General features: G+C 43.9%; 18 protein-coding genes and 1 tRNA gene. 9 read left to right on the top strand and 10 right to left on the bottom strand.

The genetic code is table 11. The features are described 5' to 3' along the window. Positions 1–68: 68 nt before the first annotated feature. Positions 69–1,868, bottom strand: a complete 1,800-nt coding sequence (locus C9I43_RS01570; RefSeq protein ID WP_107883992.1) for an assimilatory sulfite reductase (NADPH) flavoprotein subunit — start codon at positions 1,866–1,868, stop codon at positions 69–71. A gap of 415 nt (positions 1,869–2,283) precedes the next feature. On the opposite strand from C9I43_RS01570, the gene C9I43_RS01565 reads away from it, so the two are divergent. Together C9I43_RS01565 and pntB are read left to right on the top strand one after the other, a co-directional pair. Next, the gene (locus C9I43_RS01565; RefSeq protein WP_107881666.1) at positions 2,284–3,810 is read left to right on the top strand and encodes a Re/Si-specific NAD(P)(+) transhydrogenase subunit alpha; all 1,527 of its coding nucleotides are present in this window, start codon (positions 2,284–2,286) and stop codon (positions 3,808–3,810) included. Positions 3,811–3,822: 12 nt separating this feature from the next. Next, complete coding sequence (gene pntB / locus C9I43_RS01560) at positions 3,823–5,307, top strand: Re/Si-specific NAD(P)(+) transhydrogenase subunit beta (protein ID WP_076501192.1); 1,485 nt, start codon at positions 3,823–3,825, stop codon at positions 5,305–5,307. A 97-nt stretch (positions 5,308–5,404) separates the two neighbouring features. On the opposite strand, the gene C9I43_RS01555 is transcribed toward pntB, so the two are convergent. The 3 genes from C9I43_RS01555 to hldE form a co-directional block, all read right to left on the bottom strand. After that, positions 5,405–5,884, bottom strand: a complete 480-nt coding sequence (locus tag C9I43_RS01555; protein WP_076501195.1) for a TetR family transcriptional regulator — start codon at positions 5,882–5,884, stop codon at positions 5,405–5,407. Positions 5,885–6,034: 150 nt separating this feature from the next. Continuing rightward, complete coding sequence (locus tag C9I43_RS01550) at positions 6,035–6,862, bottom strand: hypothetical protein (RefSeq protein WP_107881664.1); 828 nt, start codon at positions 6,860–6,862, stop codon at positions 6,035–6,037. Beyond that, positions 6,859–8,289, bottom strand: coding sequence for a bifunctional D-glycero-beta-D-manno-heptose-7-phosphate kinase/D-glycero-beta-D-manno-heptose 1-phosphate adenylyltransferase HldE (hldE, locus tag C9I43_RS01545; RefSeq protein WP_076501201.1), 1,431 nt, complete (start codon positions 8,287–8,289; stop codon positions 6,859–6,861). Before hldE ends, C9I43_RS01550 begins: the two co-directional genes overlap by 4 nt. A 103-nt stretch (positions 8,290–8,392) precedes the next feature. Between hldE and C9I43_RS01540 the strand changes: the two genes are divergently transcribed. Continuing rightward, entirely contained in the window at positions 8,393–9,319 is a 927-nt protein-coding gene (locus tag C9I43_RS01540) for an LpxL/LpxP family Kdo(2)-lipid IV(A) lauroyl/palmitoleoyl acyltransferase (RefSeq protein WP_107881662.1), read from the top strand. 98 nt (positions 9,320–9,417) lie between these two features. Here the strand turns inward: C9I43_RS01540 and C9I43_RS01535 are convergent, their stop codons facing one another. Continuing rightward, positions 9,418–11,148 carry a potassium/proton antiporter gene (locus C9I43_RS01535; protein ID WP_107881660.1) on the bottom strand — a complete coding sequence of 577 codons (1,731 nt, stop codon included), beginning with the start codon at positions 11,146–11,148 and terminating at the stop codon, positions 9,418–9,420. A 708-nt stretch (positions 11,149–11,856) separates the two neighbouring features. Here C9I43_RS01535 and C9I43_RS01530 point away from each other — a divergent pair. Then, complete coding sequence (locus tag C9I43_RS01530) at positions 11,857–12,771, top strand: L,D-transpeptidase family protein (RefSeq protein ID WP_076501209.1); 915 nt, start codon at positions 11,857–11,859, stop codon at positions 12,769–12,771. Between the two features lie 94 nt (positions 12,772–12,865). On the opposite strand, the gene C9I43_RS01525 is transcribed toward C9I43_RS01530, so the two are convergent. Continuing rightward, complete coding sequence (locus C9I43_RS01525; protein WP_107881658.1) at positions 12,866–13,693, bottom strand: N-acetyl-ornithine deacetylase; 828 nt, start codon at positions 13,691–13,693, stop codon at positions 12,866–12,868. Between the two features lie 414 nt (positions 13,694–14,107). Between C9I43_RS01525 and zapE the strand changes: the two genes are divergently transcribed. After that, positions 14,108–15,337: a cell division protein ZapE gene (gene zapE, locus C9I43_RS01520; RefSeq protein WP_107881656.1), complete on the top strand. Its 1,230-nt coding sequence runs from the start codon at positions 14,108–14,110 to the stop codon at positions 15,335–15,337. Positions 15,338–15,719: 382 nt separating this feature from the next. Here the strand turns inward: zapE and C9I43_RS01515 are convergent, their stop codons facing one another. Continuing rightward, complete coding sequence (locus C9I43_RS01515; protein ID WP_107881654.1) at positions 15,720–16,499, bottom strand: TOBE domain-containing protein; 780 nt, start codon at positions 16,497–16,499, stop codon at positions 15,720–15,722. A 205-nt stretch (positions 16,500–16,704) separates the two neighbouring features. Between C9I43_RS01515 and modA the strand changes: the two genes are divergently transcribed. Genes modA through modC form a run of 3 tightly spaced genes read left to right on the top strand, consistent with a single transcriptional unit; the run spans position 16,705 to position 19,328 of the window. Beyond that, on the top strand, positions 16,705–17,496 hold the full coding sequence (gene modA / locus C9I43_RS01510) for a molybdate ABC transporter substrate-binding protein (protein ID WP_076501227.1): 792 nt from the start codon (positions 16,705–16,707) through the stop codon (positions 17,494–17,496). Positions 17,497–17,541: 45 nt separating this feature from the next. After that, positions 17,542–18,249 carry a molybdate ABC transporter permease subunit gene (gene modB / locus C9I43_RS01505; protein ID WP_373455334.1) on the top strand — a complete coding sequence of 236 codons (708 nt, stop codon included), beginning with the start codon at positions 17,542–17,544 and terminating at the stop codon, positions 18,247–18,249. After that, complete coding sequence (gene modC / locus C9I43_RS01500; RefSeq protein WP_107881651.1) at positions 18,243–19,328, top strand: molybdenum ABC transporter ATP-binding protein ModC; 1,086 nt, start codon at positions 18,243–18,245, stop codon at positions 19,326–19,328. The genes modB and modC overlap by 7 nt, the downstream gene beginning before the upstream one ends. Before the next feature lie 514 nt (positions 19,329–19,842). On the opposite strand, the gene C9I43_RS01495 is transcribed toward modC, so the two are convergent. Further along, a tRNA-Leu gene (locus C9I43_RS01495) sits at positions 19,843–19,927 on the bottom strand. 773 nt (positions 19,928–20,700) lie between these two features. Here C9I43_RS01495 and C9I43_RS01485 point away from each other — a divergent pair. After that, positions 20,701–20,832, top strand: coding sequence for a DUF3149 domain-containing protein (locus tag C9I43_RS01485; protein WP_076501234.1), 132 nt, complete (start codon positions 20,701–20,703; stop codon positions 20,830–20,832). 140 nt (positions 20,833–20,972) lie between these two features. Here the strand turns inward: C9I43_RS01485 and C9I43_RS01480 are convergent, their stop codons facing one another. Both C9I43_RS01480 and tcdA read right to left on the bottom strand, forming a co-directional pair. Further along, positions 20,973–21,584: a superinfection exclusion B family protein gene (locus C9I43_RS01480; protein ID WP_107881647.1), complete on the bottom strand. Its 612-nt coding sequence runs from the start codon at positions 21,582–21,584 to the stop codon at positions 20,973–20,975. 363 nt (positions 21,585–21,947) lie between these two features. Continuing rightward, positions 21,948–22,757 (bottom strand): tRNA cyclic N6-threonylcarbamoyladenosine(37) synthase TcdA, encoded by an 810-nt coding sequence (gene tcdA, locus C9I43_RS01475; RefSeq protein ID WP_076501240.1) that lies wholly within the window; start codon positions 22,755–22,757, stop codon positions 21,948–21,950. Positions 22,758–22,995 lie beyond the last annotated feature (238 nt).

The following is a 22,995-nucleotide window of genomic DNA, read 5'->3' as shown; positions in this document are numbered from 1 at the left end:
GCACATCGTGATGGTGTTTGCAGCGTTGGCTATTCTTATGCGTTTTTTATGTGCGTTCTAGGCTGCAATTAATACACGTCTTTTTGGTAGCGTTTGTCGCTGCGTAGTGTGTCAAAGTAGGCTTCTGCGGCCCCGATATCTAATCCACCCACTTCAATTGCGACTTCAATTAAGGCTTGATGAACATCTTTTGCCATCCGCTCAGCATCGCCGCAAATGTACAGATGTGCACCATTTTCAAGCCATTGCCACAGCGTTTTTGCCTGCTCTTTAATACGGTGTTGTACATATATTTTATGGGCTTGGTCACGTGAAAACGCCACGTCAATACGACTTAAATCGCCATTTTTAAGATGCTGTTGCCACTCAGTTTGATACAAAAAATCTTGCTCAAAATGGGGATTACCGAAGAATAACCAGCTATCAGCTTGAACACCTTGGGCAACACGTTCTTGCATAAATGCACGAAATGGCGCGACACCCGTACCAGGGCCCACCATGATCACGGGCGTTGCTGGATTTTCGGGTAAACGGAAATGCTTATTCGGCTCAACATAAACCTTAACTTGTGTGCCTTCAGCGGCAGAAGCTAAGAAATGTGATGCGCCGCCAAAACGCGCCGCGCCATGGCGCTCATCTTCCACTAAGGCCACGGTTAAATGCACTTCGGTTTCGACTTCACTTTGACTCGAAGCGATAGAGTAAAGGCGTGGCGTTAATGGACGCAGTAACTCAAGTAGCTTTGTTGCGCTTAACGTATTTGCGCCATTGACTAATGGGTATTGGGCGACTAAATCAGCAAATTGATGTTTGAGAATAAAATGGCGTACTTGCTCTTTATCCTCACTCAAGGCTAACAGCTCAACATTGCCACTGAGATCAGCCCAGGCTTTGACTAATCCAGGATATAACTGAGTCAGCTCTTTGTTATTGAGCAAAGCTTGCTTGAGGGTCAAGGATTGCGATCCAAGCGTAACTATCTCGTCAGCCGCGAGTGACAACGCCGCTAAAACCTCATCCACTAATACTTCGTTATTGCTAAACCATACCCCTAAAGCATCACCCACTTGGTAGGTTAAGCCCGATTCACCAAGATCTATTTCAACATGGCGTACATCGCGATCTGAACCATTACCCGTAATTTTTTGACTAACGAGTACTTCAGCAAGATATGGATTTTGTTTTGTAAACTCATTTACTTGCGTTGTCTTAACAGCACCAATTGATACCACATTGGCCGAAGATGCCTGAATTAACGGTTTTACACTGTTCAAAACCTCGGCATGCCATTGGCTTGCCGCGGTTTCATAATCTACGTCACATTCAATCAAGGGCAATAATGACTTAGCACCTAGAGCCGCGAGGCGAGCATCAAAGTCTTTACCAGTTTGGCAGAAAAACTCATAGCTAGAATCCCCGAGCGCAAGCACTGAGTAATGCAGGTTGTCTAACTTAGGCGCACGTTTGGAAGCTAAAAACTTATGTAATTCGATTGCATCATCTGGAGCCTCACCTTCACCGTGGGTACTTACCACCAGCAAAAGCACAGTTTCTTGTTTCAGTTGGCGTACATTATATTCGCCCATCGAAGCAAGATTAACCGCATAACCCTGAGCTTGCGCCTTATCGGCAAGGGCTTTAGCAACACCATGGCCATTACCCGTTTGACTACCATAAAGAATAGTTAGCGTCTGAGCCGCTTGAGTATCAACAGCGGGAGTCAATTGCCCGGCGTTAGCCGTCGCGGCAAGATAGCCACTAACCCAAGCCAGTTGTACCGCATTTAACTCTGCAGTGAGCTGTTTTAGCTTTTCGATTTGTCCTTGAGACAAAGGCGAAGCCAGCGATGAAAGTTCCTTTAACAACATGAGATAGCCCTGTGACAATGTGATATCCACTAGCTTATCTTGCTTTAACAAAACCAAAAAAGAATAAAATAAGATTTTTAATTCCTTTTTGGAATATACAAAGTGCAAAAATTAAGCTACAAAAGTGTGCACTGGTTAAAAGTTTTTGATCCGACCAGTGCTGAAACGACATGCTTATGCAATATGCACTTGTGCCAAATTAAAGTCTTGCCACAATGGTAACGAGCCTGTCGTACTGTCACCTCTGTTGTTCAAAGAAAAGTGTGTTTCTAAAACGCACGTTTCATACTTGATATTGAGTGTGATAACTTGCCGCAATAAAATAAATGAGTGGACACTAATAACGACCTTTGTAGCTCAAGCGTAATAAACAGTACTCAGGCGGAACGATTATATAAATCATCAGGGAGTAATCATGCAGATTGGAATACCGAGAGAAAGTCTCGCCGGTGAAACTCGGGTCGCCGCGACGCCAGCCACCGTTGAGCAGCTAAAAAAACTCGGCTTTGAAGTGATGGTTGAATCGAATGCCGGTCAACTGTCTAGCTTTGACGATGCAGCCTTTACCGCTGCAGGAGCAAATATTACGACGGATGTCTGGCAAGCCGACCTCATTTTTAAGGTCAATGCGCCAAACGATGCTGAAATCGAGCAAATCAAAGACGGGGCAACTGTCGTCAGCTTTATTTGGCCAGCACAAAACCCTGAGCTAGTTGAAAAATTGTCTAAACGCAATATCAACGTGATGGCGATGGATATGGTGCCACGCATCTCCCGCGCCCAATCACTCGATGCTCTCTCCTCTATGGCTAACATTGGCGGTTATCGCGCCGTGGTTGAAGCTGCGCATCAATTTGGTCGCTTCTTTACCGGACAAATTACCGCTGCAGGTAAGGTCCCCCCCGCTAAAGTATTAGTGATTGGTGCTGGGGTTGCAGGTCTTGCCGCTATTGGCACCGCGGGCTCACTTGGCGCCATAGTACGCGCCTTTGATACCCGTTTAGAAGTCGCTGAACAAATCGAATCTATGGGCGGCCAGTTCCTTAAGCTGGACTTTGGTAACGAAGACGGTGGCTCATCCGATGGTTATGCTAAAACCATGTCGGATGAATTTATCGCCGCTGAAATGGCGCTGTTTGCTGAACAAGCCAAAGAAGTCGATATCATCATCACTACCGCGCTAATTCCGGGTCGTCCTGCGCCTAAGCTCATAACTAAAGCTATGGTTGATACCATGAAGAGCGGCTCTGTGATCGTTGATTTAGCCGCCGCGACTGGCGGTAACTGTGAATACACTCAATCGGGCGAGTTATTTGTCACTCCTAATGGCGTAAAAGTGATTGGTTATACCGATCTACCGGGCCGTTTACCCGCGCAATCGTCACAGCTTTACGGTACTAACTTAGTCAATTTGATGAAGTTAATGTGTAAAGAGAAAGACGGTAATGCCCACATCAATTTTGATGATGTAGTCATGCGTAATATGACAGTGATTAAAGCCGGTGAAGTGACTTTCCCGCCACCACCGATTTCGGTTTCAGCAGCCCCAGTAAAACCGGCTGTGAAAATCGAGCCTAAAAACACCACGCCCAAAGCGCCATCAAAACTGAAATACGTGCTCGCCGCTTTAGGTGTTGCAGGATTTGCTGCTGTGGCATCCGTTGCACCGGCAGAGTTCTTGTCACACTTCACAGTATTTGTACTGTCTTGCGTGGTTGGCTATTACGTCGTTTGGAACGTTTCACATTCACTGCACACACCTTTGATGTCGGTAACGAACGCGATCTCAGGCATTATCGTGGTCGGCGCTCTGCTACAAATTGGTCAGGGTTCAACGTTGGTTACTGTACTGGCATTTATCGCCGTGCTGATCGCCAGTATTAACATCTTTGGCGGTTTTACCGTCACTCAGCGCATGCTGAAGATGTTCCGTAAAGATTAAAGGGGGTTTAACGTGTCTCAAGGACTGGTAACAGCAGCTTACATTATTGCCGCCATTCTCTTCATCTTCAGTCTCGCGGGACTGTCGAAGCAAGAGACGGCAAAACATGGCAATTTATTCGGGATCCTCGGTATGGCAATCGCCCTACTGGCGACTATTTTTAACCCTGATACTAACGGTATTGCATGGATCTTAATCGCCATGGTGATTGGTGGTGCGATTGGTATCCGCTTGGCATTGAAAGTCGAAATGACTCAAATGCCTGAATTGGTTGCTATATTACACAGTTTTGTGGGTATGGCCGCGGTATTGGTCGGCTTTAATAGCTTTATCGATTTACACCCACAAGAAGTATCACAAGTGGTGGTGGCAGTAGGTGGCGATATTAATACCACTCTTGCGGCAGTACATGATGCTCTAAGTGAAGTCGCTAAAGCTGCCAGCAAAGCACATCTGACTGGCGCGATGCTTAATATCCACTTAGTCGAAGTCTTCCTCGGCATCTTCATCGGTGCGGTCACTTTTACCGGTTCGATTGTCGCCTTTGGTAAGTTACGCGGCACATTTTCATCTAAACCTATGATGTTGCCACATCGCCACAAACTCAATTTAGTGGCGGTTTTAGTGTCTTTAGCCCTGATGGTGTATTTCGTTCAGACTGGCGGCACTATGCCTGCACTACTGTTGATGACCCTCATTGCCTTTGCCTTTGGCTGGCATTTAGTCGCATCGATTGGCGGCGCTGATATGCCAGTGGTGGTGTCTATGTTGAACTCCTACTCAGGTTGGGCAGCAGCAGCAGCGGGCTTTATGTTGTCAAACGACCTCTTGATTGTGGTCGGCGCATTAGTAGGTTCATCGGGTGCAATTCTGTCTTACATCATGTGTAAAGCAATGAATCGCTCGTTTATTTCAGTTATCGCAGGCGGCTTTGGTACCGATGGAGCTGTCTCTACAGGCGATGAAGAAATGGGCGAATACCGTGAAACCAACGCTGAAGAAGTGGCAGATATGCTGAAAAATGCTACGTCAGTCATCATCACTCCTGGTTATGGAATGGCGGTAGCACAGGCGCAATATCCTGTCGCTGAAATCACCAAAAGACTGCGCGATCTTGGCGTGAAAGTCCGTTTCGGCATCCACCCAGTTGCGGGCCGTTTACCCGGCCACATGAACGTACTGTTAGCAGAAGCGAAAGTCCCCTACGATATCGTGCTTGAAATGGACGAAATCAACGAAGACTTTAACGACACTGACGTAGTACTAGTAATTGGTGCCAACGACACGGTTAACCCCGCGGCAATGGAAGACCCTGGTAGCCCTATTGCCGGTATGCCAGTGTTAGAAGTGTGGAAAGCACAAAATGTCATCGGTTTTAAACGGTCAATGAATACCGGTTATGCTGGCGTGCAAAATCCACTGTTCTTTAAAGAGAATACCCAAATGTTATTTGGGGATGCGAAGGCTAGTGTCGAAGCGATTTTAAAAGCGCTGTGATTTTAACAGCGTCTAGTATCGGTGCGTAATTGACTCATCGTTAAATAGCATTAAGGGAGCCATAGGCTCCCTTAATTTTAATAATTTTTTACGCTAATTATGCCGCTTTTTCTAAATCGAAATTAGACAACAACATGACGGCGCTGCGACCTAATAAATGATTAATCGTACTATCCCCGACTAAACCTAGTTCAGCAATAGCTTGTTGACGCGCGTTACTTACCGCTCTAAAGAGGGTGATTTCATTATTAGCACCGCCACAAAGGCTAAAAAACAGCCTCAATACAGCGCGATAGTGCTCTTCTTGCATGGCCTGCATCCAAGATGTTTCTAATGTTTCTTGGTTAGAAAAGTCTAATACTTCAACAAATAGATTGCCAATTCGGCCATCTAAACGCACTAAGAAGTCAGTTTTTCGTGGAAAATGATGACTAATACCAGTGCGGCTAATACCGGTTGCTTCTGACAACGTGGTATAGGACATGGTCTCAAAACCGATAGTCAAAATCTGCTTTAATGCTTCATCCATAATTTGATTAATGGTCAGCTCAGTTTGTACTCGCGAGCGTTTAGCCATAGTAAGATCTCCCCTCTTATTTTAAGGGCAAATCTTACCAAAGCCACCTAGGGATTACTGCTACGAGCTTCGCCAAAACTAGCGTATTTAACCTTCGTTCAGCTAAGGTTCAGACTTAAACAGGTAATAACACCATAAAAATTAACACGTTTACAACATAGAGTTTTGTACCAACCAGTCCTGTGCTTCAACATCGCCCATTAACAAAGTTAAGGTCGGTTTTAGATATTGCCCTAAAGCGGCTTTGCGCCAGAAAAGATAGCGAGGCAGCGGTTGTAGTACACTTGCCCCGAAAGTGCGTTGCAGTAAACTCGAATACTCACCCAATAGTCTTGGATCAAGCTGTTCAGCATCTGGATAAAAATCTATCAAAAAACCTGCATAATCAGTAAATTTAGCTACTTGTCCCGCATTATAACGATGAAACACTTGTATCATCATAGGGGCACTCCAATGTGACAAGTATTTCTGACTTGTTAGCGCATCAAGGTTACGTCGGTGATATTGCTGCCATGCTAAGGAAAAATCACCTTGTTGACGCGCAACACGCCAAATTAAGTAGATATCGGCAAGCCATTCATGCTGATACGCACTCAATTGAGTCGGTAAAACAGTGCCTTGCAGAGCTAAGTTTTCTAGGTGACCGAGCTCATGCCACAGGGTTAATTGTGCTTGTTGATGCAAAGGGAATTGGTAGGTCACGCTATCGATACTGGCTAACTGAACCGCTGGTGTTTGCTGCTCATTGACTAAAATTAGCCCGGCTATTTTACTATCGTCAACCGGTATCACCATTGCGCTTCTTTGCCCTAAAGCCTGCGTAAATTGCTGCTGCGTCAAGGGAAGCTGCACCAGCACTTGCTGAGGCAATAATGCCAAGCAAGTGCCAAGTTGAGGTAACGGGCAAATTAACGCCTGCTTATCGGCAATAGGTGTCCAAGACAAACTCGCTGCAAAGACTAGAGCAATCAGACTCACTGATTCGCCATGATATTTTGAATAATTGCTGTCGTTGAAATACCATCTTCAAAACCCAGCACTTGCACTTGACCACCGGCGGCAATCACTTCAGCGCCACCCGCAATATCTTCAAGCTTATAATCGCCCCCTTTAACCAGCAGGTTTGGCAATAATCGAGCAATAATGCGCTGCGGCGTATCTTCACTAAAAGGTACAACCCAATCGACCGAAGCTAAACCGGCTAACACCGCCATACGGCGATCTATTTGATTAACTGGACGACCTTCTCCTTTGAGACGCTTAACCGAAGCATCGTCGTTTACCGCCACAATTAAGCGATCGCCCAAGGCTTTAGCTTGCTTGAGATAACTCACATGTCCCGCATGCAAAATATCAAAACAACCGTTAGTCATGACCACACGCTCACCACGTAATTTAGCTTGCTCAAGGGCGTAAGCTAATTGATCTTCACTCACCACGCCAAAACCTGATTTGCCTTGATGTACAGCTAACGCACTAATTAGTTCAATGCGGCTCACGGTAGAAGTGCCCAGTTTACCCACAACCACACCCGCCGCCGTATTGGCGATAGCGCAGGCTTGCGGTAAATCAGCACCTGCAGCCAATGAAGTCGCCAGCGCTGAAATCACAGTATCGCCCGCGCCAGTCACGTCATAGACTTCACGGGCAACGGTGGGAATATGTAATTCAGGCGCATTGGCGGTGACTAAAGTCATACCCTTTTCTGAGCGGGTAACTAAAATGGCATCAAAGTTATGGAGTTTGAGTAAACCACGGGCTTTTTCGAGCAAATCGGCCTCTGAGGTCACAGTCCCCACAACGTCTTCAAACTCGCTCATATTTGGGGTAATTAAGGATGCACCATGATAACGGCCAAAGTCACTGCCCTTAGGGTCAACTAATACCATCACTCCTTTAGCGCGTGCTAAGGCAATAAAGTCCCGCGGCTCATTGATAGCACCCTTAGCATAATCAGATAACACCACCACATCGACTGAATCGAGTAAGGCTTCAGATTGCTTAAGCAAACGCACACTATCGGCCTTGTCGAAGGCTTCTTCAAAATCCAGACGGATTAACTGCTGATTGCGTGATAATACCCGCAGCTTTGTAATGGTGGGCTTATCGGCAATAGTTAACCACTGAGGCTCAACCCCTAAGGTTTGCACGCCGAGCGTTAAGGCTGTGGCGGTATCGTCTTGACCAACTAGCCCTGCAAGCTGTACTTGCCCTCCTAAGGTTGCAATATTGAGCGCCACGTTTGCTGCACCACCGGGTCGGTCTTCGACCTGATTAATTTTCACCACAGGCACAGGGGCTTCAGGGGAAATACGTGCCGTAGGACCAACCCAATAGCGGTCTAACATCACATCGCCGACGACTAACACTCTGGCTTTTTCAAATGCTGGCAGTGAAACCTTCATAGTGGCCTTATCTTCATATGCAGAAATTAAACCGTGATTGTACCTAATTTCAGTAGGATTTGAGTTAGAATGAGCAGTAATTTTCAAAAGTAGTGAGTATTTTGTGGTCGAGAAAGCCGAGTTTTCATCTTCGTTATATCATCCTAAACATTGGCCTATGTGGTTTGGCGTATTTTTGATGCGTTTAACTCAACTACTTCCGCTATCTTGGCAGATGAAATTGGGTAAAGGTTTAGGCCGTTTAGTGATGAAGTTTGCGGGTAGCCGCACGCACACTGCGCGCCGTAACTTGACCCTTTGCTTCCCAGAGATGACTCCCGCGCAGAGAGAAGAGTTGCTGATACGTAATTTTGAAGAAACCGGCAAAGCTATTTTCGATACCATCAATGCTTGGTGGTGGTCCGACGAAAAAGTACAACAGCATATGAGCATTACCGGTCAAGAACACGTGCAAGACACACTCAATGCTGGTCACGGTGTGATTCTTTTTGCTGTTCATTGTTTGCCATTGGAAATGGGCGCACGTATCTTTGGTCAATTTCAACCTGGCGTAGGCGTTTATCGCCCGCATAATAATCCCGTGATGGAATACCTACAAGTTAAAGGCCGTTTACGCTCGAATAAAGGCTTAGTCTCTAAACGCGATTTACGCCAAATGGTGCGCTGTCTACGTAATCCCGATGTAATATGGTACACAGCCGATCAGGACTTTGGCCGCTCGAGCGCCGTATTCATCCCGTTTTATGCGATGCCAGATGCAGCAACGATTACAGGCGCCACCACCTTAGCCAAACTTGGTAAAGCCAAAGTATTACCTTTTTTCGTTGAACGTACCGCAGGTGATGAGGGTTATCGTATTGAAGTCATGCCGCCGTTAGATAATTTCCCCGGTGAAAATGAGCTAGATGATGCGATTCGCGGTAATCAGATTATCGAAACCATCATAGATAAAAATCGTGCCCAATATATGTGGTTACATCGTCGTTTTAAGACTCGCCCCGATCCCACTGATAAATCTGTGTATCAGTAGCGCTATCAGTTTTAATATAAGTCCGTTTTAACATAAAAATGCCAGCAAATACGCTGGCATTTTTGTAGAAGCATAACCGTAAAATGAATCCAAAGTATTTAGGATGCATTCTCCGTGGGTAAACGAATACCTACGTTTGTCACTTTACCTTCATTAATACCCGCCACGACCCAATGCAATGACTGCCATTGAAATTTATCTCCCAGCACAGGGTTTGCGCTCAGTTGCGATGTGACTAAGTCTGCGATAGTCATATCATCAGTGACATTATCTAAGCTAAGGCCATAAATAGGCGCTAAATCGGCGAGTTTTACATCGGTTTCAATAAAGAAATCACCAAAGAAGCGCTGGACGTCTTTTGTCTCTGGCGCTTGACTAAAGAGCTGGCTTAAAGCTTCTAAACTACGTTCTTGCCCTAATACACAGAGTATGTCACCGGCCTCTAAACAAGTACTACCAGAGGGATGCAGTAAGGTGTTGTTTCTAAATACTGCGGCAATCCGCGTTCCATCAGGCATGGCCAAGCGTTTTAAAGGCTCACCAATACACCACTTACTATCACTCAAACGATACACAAACACTTCCCATTCGCTGCTCGGGTATATCTCAACCCCTGAACGCGAAACAGGTAAAGGCTTTGGGGGCAGTTCCACCTTTGCTAAGCGCGCGGCAAGAGTCAAAGAGGCACCTTGGACGAGTAATGACACTAACACTACGAAGAAGGCCAAATTAAAATATAACTGAGCACCAGGTAAACCTGCCATCATCGGGAATACCGCTAGGATGATAGGTACAGCGCCGCGTAATCCGACCCAAGAGATAAACCAGCGATCACGACTGCTAAAACTTTTAAAAGGCAACAAACTCACCCAAACAGCGATGGGACGAGCAAATAAAATCATCCCGAATGCCAAGGCAAAACCAGGGATAATAATATCGACTAAATCGGAGGGAGTAAGTAATAACCCTAACACAAGGAACATACCGATTTGGCTGATCCATGTCATGCCATCAAGCACGTTCAAAATTGCATGCCGCCCACGGGTGGGTTTATTACCGAGCAACAATCCCACTAAGTAAATGGATAAAATACCGCTGCCACCGAGTTTGTTAGACGCGGCGTAAATGATGAGTCCACCACTCAACACCAAAATGGCATACAAGCCATCGGCTAATTTGCTCAAATTAACCAGCTTCCACAACAGCCAGCCACCACCAAGACCAAAGCATATGCCTAAGCCAAATTGTTTAACAAAGCTCATAAACATAAAACTGAAGGAAAGCTCAGTATCCACATTGGCAAGGATTGCAATCAAAGTGACGGTTAAAAACACCGCCATGGGATCGTTACTGCCGGACTCGATTTCTAAGGTTGCGCCAACGCGTTCGTTAAGGCTTCGGCCTTTGAGCAAAGAAAATACTGCTGCAGCATCGGTTGAGCCTACAATCGCGCCAACCAGCAAACCTTGCAACCAGTGCAAATCAAACAACCATGCGGCCATCATGCCAGTAATACTGGTGGTAATTGCCACCCCAAAAGTTGCCAACGATAATGCCGGCCACAACGCGACCCTAAAACTGGCAACTCGGGTACGCATCCCCCCGTCGAGTAAGATAACGGCTAAGGCTAAGTTACTGACTAAATAGGCCGTCGAATAGTCATCAAATAGGATCCCACCAGGACCATCCTCACCCGCCAAAATACCTACGGCGAGGAAAATCAATAAAATAGGAATTCCCAAGCGGGAAGACATAGGACTCACTAAAACACTTACAGCAGTAAGTAAGGCGCCGATCAGAAAAAAATTGTTGACGGAATCTGCATCCACAAACGCCTCCTTAATACAGGTTATAGAGTTAAACGATAAAGGTTCACCGAGGTTAAAAATAATACTAATTACAATTTTATGATTTTATATTAGCATAATTATTATGAATTAATGGAGCGTTAAATATTAAAATTCAATCATCTACGCTTATAATACCAAAATATAACTTTAAGATAACATTGAAACAAATGCTAAAGTTAAACCTAAAAAGCACCAGAATACAGCCACATAATTTATCAAATTTAAAATAAATAAATATCAATATGTTAAAAAACAACAATTCGACATAAACTAAAATTATTAACCCGTAATCAAGCTACAAACCTGTATAAACTCACACTTTTGTTAGCAATTTTGTCTCGAACAAAACTTGAACCTGTAAAACGATGCATATTTGCACATCAGCCTTAATACTCTCCTAGTTCCCCTCCCAAGTCCTCTGGCAATCTCAGATTGTTGACACTCAAAAATCATCATCAACTGGATAGAAAATGTGAGTGCAATACTGTGGTTAAAAAATGTAAAAAACCACATTAAGTAATAAATACGCTTTATAGAACACATTTCAGTTGAAATAATGCTCAAAATAAGGAAGGATGCGAGCTTCGCGCGCCAGTGCATTTTGCTCGTCAATTTGCCATTCTCGTTTTATGAGAGAAAGCTGCGTTAAACACGCTTTTTTATTAACAGGAATCGTAGTCTCCGCTTATGAGTATGCTTCGCACCACAGCTTTATTATTGACTTTGGTTGTCCCGAGTCTGTCCGCTTTAGCAACGGAATACCCTTTACCAGCCGCCCAAAGCAGGTTAATTGGCGAGAACCAGTATTATACGGTTCCAGAGGGTAAACATACCCTCGAAGATATTGCTGCCAAATACCAGCTTGGTCTTAGTAATTTACTCGAAGCTAACCCAGGCGTAGATCCCTTTCTACCAAAGCCAGGTAGCAAACTGCTCATCCCATTACAATTAATTCTGCCTAATGCGCCCCATGAAGGCATCATCATTAACGTGGCTGAAATGCGTCTTTACTATTACCCAAAGGGCAAAAAGACTGTTGAAGTGCTGCCAATAGGTATTGGTCAGATTGGTAAGGATACCCCTGAAAACTGGGTAACTAGCGTGCAACGTAAGCGTGCTAACCCAACATGGACACCTACGCCACGAATTCGTAAAGAATATGCTGCTAAGGGTGAAATTCTGCCTGCTGTATGGCCAGCGGGTCCAGATAACCCTATGGGTCTGTATGCGCTGTATATCGGCAACTTATATGCAATTCATGGTACCAACGCCAGTTTCGGTATCGGTTTACGTGTCAGCCAAGGTTGTGTACGTTTACGCCATGAAGATATCGAGCATTTATTCAAGACCGTACCAGTGGGCACCCGCGTACAGTTTGTAAACCAACCGATTAAAGCAACCGAAGAGCCTGACGGTAAGCGTTACTTAGCAGTGCACCAACCACTGTCTCGCACTGCGGCTGAATTTGAATCCAATGATCCTGTCGCGATTTCATTACCAAGAGATATCGCCAAGTTTATCGCTAAAGCTGACACCGATTCTTCTGTGATCAAGAAGCTGCTCGATGAGCGTACCGGTGTACCACTACGAATTAACCAATAAGTTACTGGTTAATATCACCTAAAAAAATACCCGCTAATCGCGGGTATTTTTTTATCATTTTTCAGGCGTTCATAAGCCTAATAAAATAACAACATCAATCACATAATGGTGCACATAAAGCCAAAAAATGGGTCATGACAGCACTGTTTGCTAATACTCGTTGATCGAAGTTTTGCAGCGCAGGCGTTTCGGTACACGCGCCAACACGAGCACCACTTCGCACTAAACAAGCTTCAAATGAGGTATCAAAGTGATTAAAAATCAAACCATCTTTCACTGGGCAGGCATCAATCTCGCCATCAGCAGCAATCGAGAAATAACCGCCTAATGTATCGCGTAAATCAAGACTAAAACGACCTGGAACTTGACTCGGTTCAAAAGAATAGACATAGGCTTCACGACTTAACACATCTTCATGACACGTTAAAATACCATCACGACTCGCAGCAAGGAGCAATTGTGCCTGCTCTAACAACAGTTTCCCTTCTACCGATGTATGTTCGTTAGCCTTAGGTTTACCATTCTCGAATACAAAACCACGATTAGGATTCTCGCCGTACTTATTAAATCGATGACCACGACTGAATCCGGTTGGATTAACAAGGGGTAAAAGACTCAAATTTACCCGTTCAAACAGGTCTACTGAAGCTTCACTTAAAAAATGCAATAAGCCCCAAGGGCCAGCGGATTCTTCACCGTGAAAACCTGTACTGATCAATAAAGAAGGTAAGCCTGACTTAGCCGCAGGTGACTGATATAAGCTGAGATTGTATTTACCCACTTCACCTAATATCTTCTCAACCATGCCCAAACGGGTCATTTCTTGCTCAAGCAAAAGATAAAAATTATCAATATCAGTGCTTTCACAATTAAAAATATCGCTTTTCCACTGAAAAGATTCAAACGGGGATCTGCTTACCATGTCTTGTACTTATGCCAGAAAAAGAACCTTGCCATCATAGCAGCTCTTTTTAAAAACTGAATGCTATTCAACTGATTTTAATAAAATATGGGTAGCTTATGACTAGGTAACGAACTGTATCAAAGTGACAACAGCACTAATAACCTCTGTGTAGCTATAGTTGAACGATAGTTGAGCCATAGTTGAACCATAGTTTAGTGGCATCGAGCTTGGCCATTTATTCAACGAAGACCCATCAATAAACCGATAAAGCACTGACTACCACAGCGACATATCCATTAAGCGCCTAATAATAAACGTTAATGCTATAATATTTATTCGGGGATAAACCAATGACATTACGTAAAACCATCTCATTAATTACACTTGGCTTACTGTAGTTAACGCCTTAAAAATCACTAACGAGATCTGAACATGGCTAATTCAAGCGCTAACAGTCCGCAATTAACCGCTCAAACGGTCACGCCACTTGAGGCTTATCAAGCCAAAATGAGCTTAGATCTGATTGAAGATCCTGCGCAGCAGCAGACCATACTCGCTCTTGATGATTTATTTAACCAGTTGATACAACAGCAAAATGCAGTACGTAGCATCTATTCAGTTCACAAGCCTATTAAGGGGCTATACCTTTGGGGTGATGTAGGGCGAGGTAAAACTTTTTTAATGGATTTGTTTTTTGATTGCTTACCAGATGGAATAAAAATAAGACTACATTTTCATCGTTTTATGGCACGCATACATCAAGCATTACGCGAACATTCAGGCCAGCGAGATCCGTTGGCATTGATCGCCAAAGATCTGGCAAAAGAATGTAAGGTACTGTGTTTCGATGAGTTCTATGTTTCAGACATTGGCGATGCCATGATACTCGCCGGATTATTTGAATGCTTATTCAACCAAAGTGTTGTATTGGTCGCGACTTCAAACGTCCCTATTGAGCGCTTATATGAAAACGGCTTAGCCAGACACAGATTTTTACCCTGTATTGAGTTGCTGCAAACGCATACTCAAATGCTGCATCTCGATGGCAAGCAAGATCACAGAATATACAGCTTAGAAACTGAGCTTAGCCCAGATACTATCGCATCTATCTCCCATAATATTGGTCTTACAGGAACACTCAATTTCGACAAGATATTCAATCAGCTCAGTCGCAATACTCCACATATATGTAATACGACAATTACTATCTGTCACCGTGAAATTCCAGTCATTCGCGCAACCAATATCCCCACTGATAACACAGAGATAGACTCAATCGCCTGGTTTGATTTTTATGCACTGTGTGATGGCCCACGATCCCAGCTCGATTACATCGAAATAGCCAGCCGATTTAACATTTTAATGATAAGCGGTGTCCCTAGACTTGGCGGCGAACTTAAAAGCTGGATCCGCGCTCGCGGTACTGAAGATGGTACGGGTGCAAACCAAGCCACAACCACGGGTGAGCGTAAACTCTCCTACGCCGCCAACGACGATGCCGCGCGACGTTTTATCAGTTTGATTGATGAGTTATACGATCAAGATGTGCGCTTATATTTGAGCTGCGATGTAGCACTCATTGAGCTTTACCAAGGCGGCGCACTCAGTTTTGAATTTCGTCGCACTTATAGTCGCTTAATTGAAATGAGCCGGAATAAATAATTTAACAGGGAGTGTTGTCTAAGTGGCGGCATTCTAGAAATAAAATGGTAAATAATTTACCTCAACGAGCTAGGTTCCATCACCCAACCTTAGCTGGATTTACCCCATCGGTCTCAAGCACACGCTTAAAATAATGTGCATCTCTGAATCGTATTACTAGCTTGCTAATATCGACAACAACTCATTCAGACTCAATACACTCGACTAAATACGCGGCCATAAACCCTGCCGTGACATAAAATAAACGGCGACCTTTACGACCCCTATAAAATGAAAAGAAAGAAACTATCGAATATCTTACCATTGCAAAACAATAACGCCAAGTCACTGGCCGTACACAGTGAATAACCCAATAATTAACCGAATTAATCACTTAACTTGGTTAACTCATGCTGGCGACAATCACCTGTGTGGCATCAAAACAGGCAAAACAGGGCTCGCCGATGACCAAATCTTGCGTTTGAGTGAGTGGCATCACTGAATAGATGATGTCTTTACCATCAATATCTATGGCTAATTCGGCTTTATTGCCAAGTTCAGTCACACTCAGCAAGTGCCCACTTAGGCAATTTTGTCCATCAACATGACAGGTATTTTTACTCGCAATCACAGCGGGCGCTTTAAATAATAACAACACCGACTTATCCATAATCAGCTGCAAGCGTTCACGGCTCGCATGAGTGACTGAAATCTGGATAGCTTGTCCACCCGCTAAGATCACGCTAATGTTGTCATTTAATCCCAATGAATCAATACGATTAATACGCCCAGTGAGCTGATTACGGGCGCTGGTGTTGAGGGAAAAATGCGCCATTACATCTAATAGACTATGCATATCGACCGATTCATCGAGTAAAGCCGCTAAGGCCATGGCTTGTACTTGTGCAGTGATCGAATACACCTTGAGTAAACGTTTGCCAAATTCGGTGAGCTTAGCGCCACCGCCACCTTTACCGCCCTTCTCGCTGTTTACTACCGGCTCTGGCATTACGGTGTTCATTTCATTAATCGCGTCCCACGCAGCTTTGTAGCTTATTCCCGCAAGTTTTGCGCCTTGGCTAATCGAACCCGTATTAGCAACCTGTTCAAGCAAGTTTATCCGCCGCGGATTGGCGAAGGTTTTATCATCAAGGGAAAGCGTAAGTAATGCTTGTAAATCCATAGTTTATCCAGCACCTGAGTCTGATTTGAGCGTTATTGTCCCCTATCGACTATACGATACCAATAAGATAACCGAGTTATTTCTACCTCTTTATAGAGTTTATCCGCTCAAAACCGTACATAGATCACTAATTATGCGTTTAGGACTTGAATCATCGCTATATAGATTGGTATACAACGATAACTTTTTATCAAGGAGCAACACAATGAAATCAACTCAGCTGAAACAGTTTTTGCGTTTTACCACTGCCACTATATTCGGTATGGCGCTAACCTGTAGTCCAAGTTTTGCAGCAGATAACGAACAAGTCACTGTCTTTGCAGCAGCATCACTCACGAATGCGCTTAATGAAATTGGCCAGCAATATGAAAAAGAGCACAAGACTAAGGTGATCTTCTCCTTTGCTTCTTCGTCAACGCTAGCAAAACAAGTGACTAATGGTGCGCCTGCCGATTTGTTTATTTCAGCTAACCAAAAGTGGATGGATTATCTAATCGAAGCCAAAGCCGTTGATGTGAGTAGCCGAAAAACCTTATTGAAAAATACTTTAGTGTTGATTGCTGAAAAAGATAGCTCAATCACCGAAGTCACGCTCAATAGTGATTGGGATATTAAAGCCGCATTACAGGGCAATCGTATGGCCGTTGGCGATCCTGACCACGTACCTGCTGGCCAATATGCTAAACAAGCATTAGAAAGCCTCAATCTGTGGAAAACAGCCGAACCGTTACTCGCCCGCGCCAATAACGTCCGTGCAGCACTAGCTTTAGTTGAACAGGGTGAAGCGCCATTTGGTATAGTGTATGCAACCGATGCTAAAGTGACCCAAAAAGTTAAAATTGTCGCGACTTTTCCCGCCACCAGCTACAGCCCTATCGAATATCCTATTGCTTTAGTCAAACAAGAATCAACGGCGAGTGCTAAAGCTTTCAATGAGTATTTACAGGGCCCAAGCGCAAAAAACGTGTTTGAAAAATATGGCTTTGGGGTTAACTAAGTGCTAAGTGACTTTTTCTTAGATAGCTCTGTGTTAAGCGGCTTTGTGTTAAATAGATTTCTTTTAAGCGACTATGAAATTGCCGCACTGCTGCTTAGTTTAAAGGTTTCGTCCATAGCCGTTATTGCCAGTTTACCTCTGGGCATTTTATGCGCTTGGTTACTGGCTAGGGTGGAGTTTCCCGGTAAAGCCATCTTCGACAGTATTCTCCACCTACCACTGGTGTTGCCACCCGTGGTAGTGGGTTATCTGTTGCTCATCAGCATGGGACGTAAAGGGTTTATTGGCCAATGGTTATTTGACTGGTTTGGTATCAGCTTTAGCTTTAGTTGGCGCGGCGCAGCATTAGCCGCAGCGATAGTATCCTTCCCGTTGATGGTAAGAGCGATACGCCAATCTTTTGAAACGGTTGATATTCGACTTGAACAAGCCGCCCGCACTTTAGGCAGTAGTCGATGGCGAGTATTTCTGACCATTACATTGCCGCTCACGTCTCCCGGGATTATTTCGGGTATGATTATCGCCTTTGCCCGTAGCTTAGGAGAGTTTGGTTCTACCATTACTTTCGTGTCTAATATTCCCGGCGAAACCCGCACTATTCCACTGGCAATGTACTCTTTTATTGAAACCCCTGGCGCTGAGTATGAAGCAATGCGTTTGTGCATTATTTCAATAGTTATCGCCTTAGCCTCTTTACTTGCCTCGCAATGGCTAACTAAAAAAGCCCTACAGAGGACCGCAAGTGTATGTTAAGCATTAATATTGAAAAACAGCTTGGCCAATTACAACTAAAAGTAGACACGCAATTACCCTTACAGGGAATTACCGCCGTTTTTGGACGTTCAGGTGCGGGTAAAACCTCGTTGGTGAACCTGCTCGGTGGCCTTTCGACGCCAGATAAGGGTGAAATTCGCCTCGGCGACAAATTGCTATATCAACAAGGGAAAGTCAATCTTCCACCAGAGAAGCGCAAGATAGGTTATGTATTTCAAGAAGCTAGGCTTTTTCCGCACTACAGCGTGAAGGGCAATCTCAACTATGGCGTACGCCAAGCCAATCCAGTGTTATTTGATAAGATTGTACAGCTGCTTGGAATCGAAAAACTCTTAAGCCGCTACCCCATTACACTATCGGGCGGTGAAAAACAGCGCGTCGCAATTGGCCGTGCACTGCTAACAGCACCCGATATGCTGTTAATGGATGAACCCTTAGCCTCACTGGATTTACCCCGCAAACGCGAGTTACTGCCTTACTTGCAAACGTTATCGCAGGAGTTAGCACTGCCAATTGTGTACGTTAGCCACAGCCTTGATGAGATTTTGCAACTGGCCGATTATATGCTGGTACTACACCAAGGAAACGTGATTGCTCAAGGCACGCTCAGCGACGTGTGGAACAGCGAACAAATGCGGCCTTGGGTGCCATTGCAGGAGTTAAGCTCACTGCTCAGCGCTAAGGTAGCCGATAGGCATCCCGATTATCCCATGACACGTTTAGTGATGGATGATGGTAATCATCTGTGGGTTAGCGGCCATCTTGCTGCAACAGAGAAAAAACTCAAAGTACGTATTCAGGCAAACCATGTTTCTGTTTGTACAGAAATCCCAAGAGGGTCAAGTATCCGTAACTTATTAAAAGGTGAGGTTAAAGAGTTATATCCCAGCGATAACGGTGAACAAGTTCAATTAAAAATAGCGCTAGGCCGCGATGAACTCTGGGCCAACATTACCCCTTGGGCTTGCCATGAACTGCAACTCACTCAAGGTAAAGCAATTTATGCTCAAATCAAAGGCGTAACCATGACACAAATGGATATCGCCGAATCCCACTAAATCCACTTTCCTCCAAATTTTAGACACTAAAAACCGACGTGAAATCGGCTTTTTTTTATCAGAAGGAGTAAACGCCAGCGGCCAAATTCGAACTGTGTAGTGGTTTATTGCAGATAATAAATTGACTCTGATATTTGATTGAAATCCGCGCTAGCACTGACGTTTACTTATACCAATCGTATTAAATATCTGTTCATTCAGCGGGAGTTCAACGCGCTTTAGACAAGGCGAAGGATTGAAGGCATAGTGGTGCTCTGTCGAGAGCCTTAAACGCAGTATAAAGCGCGTTGAAACCCGCCCTTTGGGAGCCTCACAGGCATCCCACTCCCGTGTTGCATTGACTTAAAAGGGAATAACCATTTCTGCGTCAATGCGCCTCGGATTGAAATACCTGTGAGGCTCTGAACTGATTAGATAGTTAATGTGACTGGTATTACAAGGCAACAGATAGGAAGGGATTGAATTTCAGCTATAAAAAAGCCCTGTTCAATTAAGAAACAGGGCTTTCAAATAATGGTACCTGAGGTCGGACTCGAACCGACACGTCTCGCGACAGGGGATTTTGAATCCCCCATGTATACCAATTTCATCACTCAGGCAAAGACTTAACAGCTGTATTAGCTTTGTAAAGTAATCTAATCACGCTAAATAACTTTGCAAAACTTAATCTAAAACAGTTGATATAAAACGATGTAACTTAAATATTTTTATCTATTTATTTCACAATACTTTCATACCAAACATACACTTATATCGAGCCAAAACCTGTGCTTTTCTAAGTGGTGTGGATTATACCTTTGCCGATGACAATGGCAAGTCTTTTGCCGCGTCTTTAATATAAATTATATTTAACCGCTCAAAAATAAGGCGCTTGAGGGTTGTTCAGCCTAAATAGAGTAATCGATAAGACTAACTCTGGTTGTCCATCTTCAGATATAGCCATCTTTACGGATAAAATGCTCAGTGCAGAACCCCATCCTCACACCAAAGCACCAAAGCACCAAAGCACCAAAGCACCAAAGCACCAAAGCACCAAAGCACCAAAGCACCAAAGCATCAAAGCATCAAAGCATCAAACAATAGCATCGCGCATAAAAAGAGCGATTTCATTGCATGATTTGAATCAACCATTGAGCTCAAGATTTTAAACTTAGGAGTTCAGCAGCAGAATTTGTACCAAGACTCCCGCAAAACATAAAGAAGTTTGAACTCAGTAAGATTAAGCGCATGCAGAGTATGACTACGATCACAGAGTTAATTAACAGTTATGCTTTCGGTCTCTGCTGTCGATTTTTTATTGATCGAAATCAATATTCAGCCCATTTAATACCGCTAATTTAGAGAGGACTTCACCAGAAATAGGATTTCAGTCATGGCATTTTGGTTAGATCTGATGTTTGGTAACCCGATAGGCTTACTTTCAATGATCGTTATCTTTTGTACTATAGGGATAATGTCTTATATCACTTGGATGTTCATTGTGAAGTCGGCACCAAAACCGTAGTTTTGCTCCAGTTGTTCTTCATGCTCTTGTATAAATGCACAATTTTGGGGGGGGTAATTACCCCCACTTTTTATTGTTTGTTCTGCGTAAGCCCCATAATTCAGATAATAACCCAAATGTCATCATCGCATCTTACACGCCTATGCTGCGTGTTTTCTATTTTGGACTAAACCATTTAAAAATTGTGGACGCGCCTTAATTAATGACTGCATCTCTTCTTGGCTTGGCTCTCCAGCGGGTAAGCGCAACACATCACGGTTGAGATACATACGCGCTTTCATGGCAATCTTATAATCTGCGGTGGGCCCTTGAATCGCATAATGACGCTCATTACCTAATGCTTCTAAAATACAGGCATTCACTAAACTTCTCACCGCCGTTTCATTTTGCGGTAGAGTCAAAATAGTGGCACCTTGTAGAAAAAACTCTCGAAGTAACGCTCGCTCAGCAGGATCAAGCAAATTAACTTTCGACTCAATGGTCTCAATAACTCGTTTGTCGCTTAAATGGCGAATTGATTCATCCAAACCTAAATTTATCAACTGGCTTAAAAAGTAAGCAATAGAAACAATTAAACCTAAGCCTACAAACTGAGCATGCTCGGCGATAAATTGATCCAGCGCTATCGTAGCCAATATGTTAGGGGGCGAAAGCAATAAAACGGCACAACTCACCATAAGCCACAGCATGAGTTTAAACATGATTTTTTTCGGGCTAAAAACCTTAACTGCATCCAGCTTAAGTTTAAACATAGCGTTATCCCTGTGACAAAAAATTGAACTTATCGATTTTAAAGCAAATTTTATGCCATAAACCCGGTTTTATTAAACTGATTATATTAGCTAATAAAGAACACTTTTATGCCTTTCTCGAGCAGTATTAGCATTTATTGGAAGCGGTGATAGATATTAGATATTGAGGATATTGATATTTTACGGCTCAACCAATATTGATTAATTGATATGTAGATTAGTCGTTTCAGTGCACTAATACATTGAACTGGGTTGATGTTTATCTTCCAACATCAACCCCCTACATGATTAAACTACGCGAGCGCAGAACTCACAAAAAATTGTATTTAACATAACGAGCAATAACGACTGAGCCTAAAGTGTTTAAATGGCGTCCTGTGATTGTTGCGCCAATCGCGCTAACACTCGACTTGCGGCCACAAAGCCAAATGTACCCGTCACCATAGTTACAGCCCCAAAACCTGAAGCGCAATCCATTCTCATGCTGCCATCTGCCTGCGCTTTCGTACCACATACCGAACCATCGGCTTGCGGATAAACTAACTGTTCAGAAGAAAATACCGCATCGATAGCAAATCGACGCTGCACATTTTTAGAGAAGTTATATTCACGGCGTAAAATATTACGTACTTTAGCCAAAAGAGGATCTTGATAAGTTTTAGCGAGATCGGTTAACTGGATTTGAGTGGGATCTGTCTGCCCACCTGCACCGCCGACTGTCACTATCTTAATTTTTTGACGCTTACACCAAGCAATTAACGCCGCTTTTTGCTTTACGGCATCAATACAGTCAACCACATAGTCAATGTTGCCGCCTGCTTTTGCGCCGAGTAAATACTCACCTAAATTATCTAATGTAATAAAATCTTCAATCTCATTCACTTGGCATTCTGGGTTTATTTCGCGGATGCGTTGCGCCATCACGGCCACTTTAGAATGCCCTATGGTGGAAGTCAGTGCATGAATCTGTCGGTTGGTATTTGTTACACAAATATCATCTAAATCAACTAAGCTAATCTGGCCAATACCACTACGTGCTAAGGCTTCTGCTGCCCAAGTACCTACGCCACCGATACCAATGACTACCACATGGGATGTGGCAAATTTAGCCAGAGCCTTTTGTCCATACAAACGGCCAATTCCGCCAAATCGATTTTGATAGGCCTCAGTCATAGATACTTACCTTATATTACGCAATACCAGCAAAACACTTGCTTCAGCATTGAATCGATACCAACGGATACGGCTCAATAGCAACACCCAAAATTTGGCGTGGATTCTAAACTATCTCAACATAAACTGAAATCACATCGTCGGGTGTCTTAAGCTAATATATAAATCAACTGTAGTCGGACTAGCTTGTGAGGGATTTCAGCCGCAGCAGTGATCCATTTAACTTATTCATCACCAG

Source organism: Shewanella morhuae (assembly GCF_003028295.1).
Classification (GTDB): domain Bacteria; phylum Pseudomonadota; class Gammaproteobacteria; order Enterobacterales; family Shewanellaceae; genus Shewanella; species Shewanella morhuae.
Note: the sequence above shows the minus strand (reverse complement) of the source record. Positions and strands in the feature narration are given on the sequence as shown.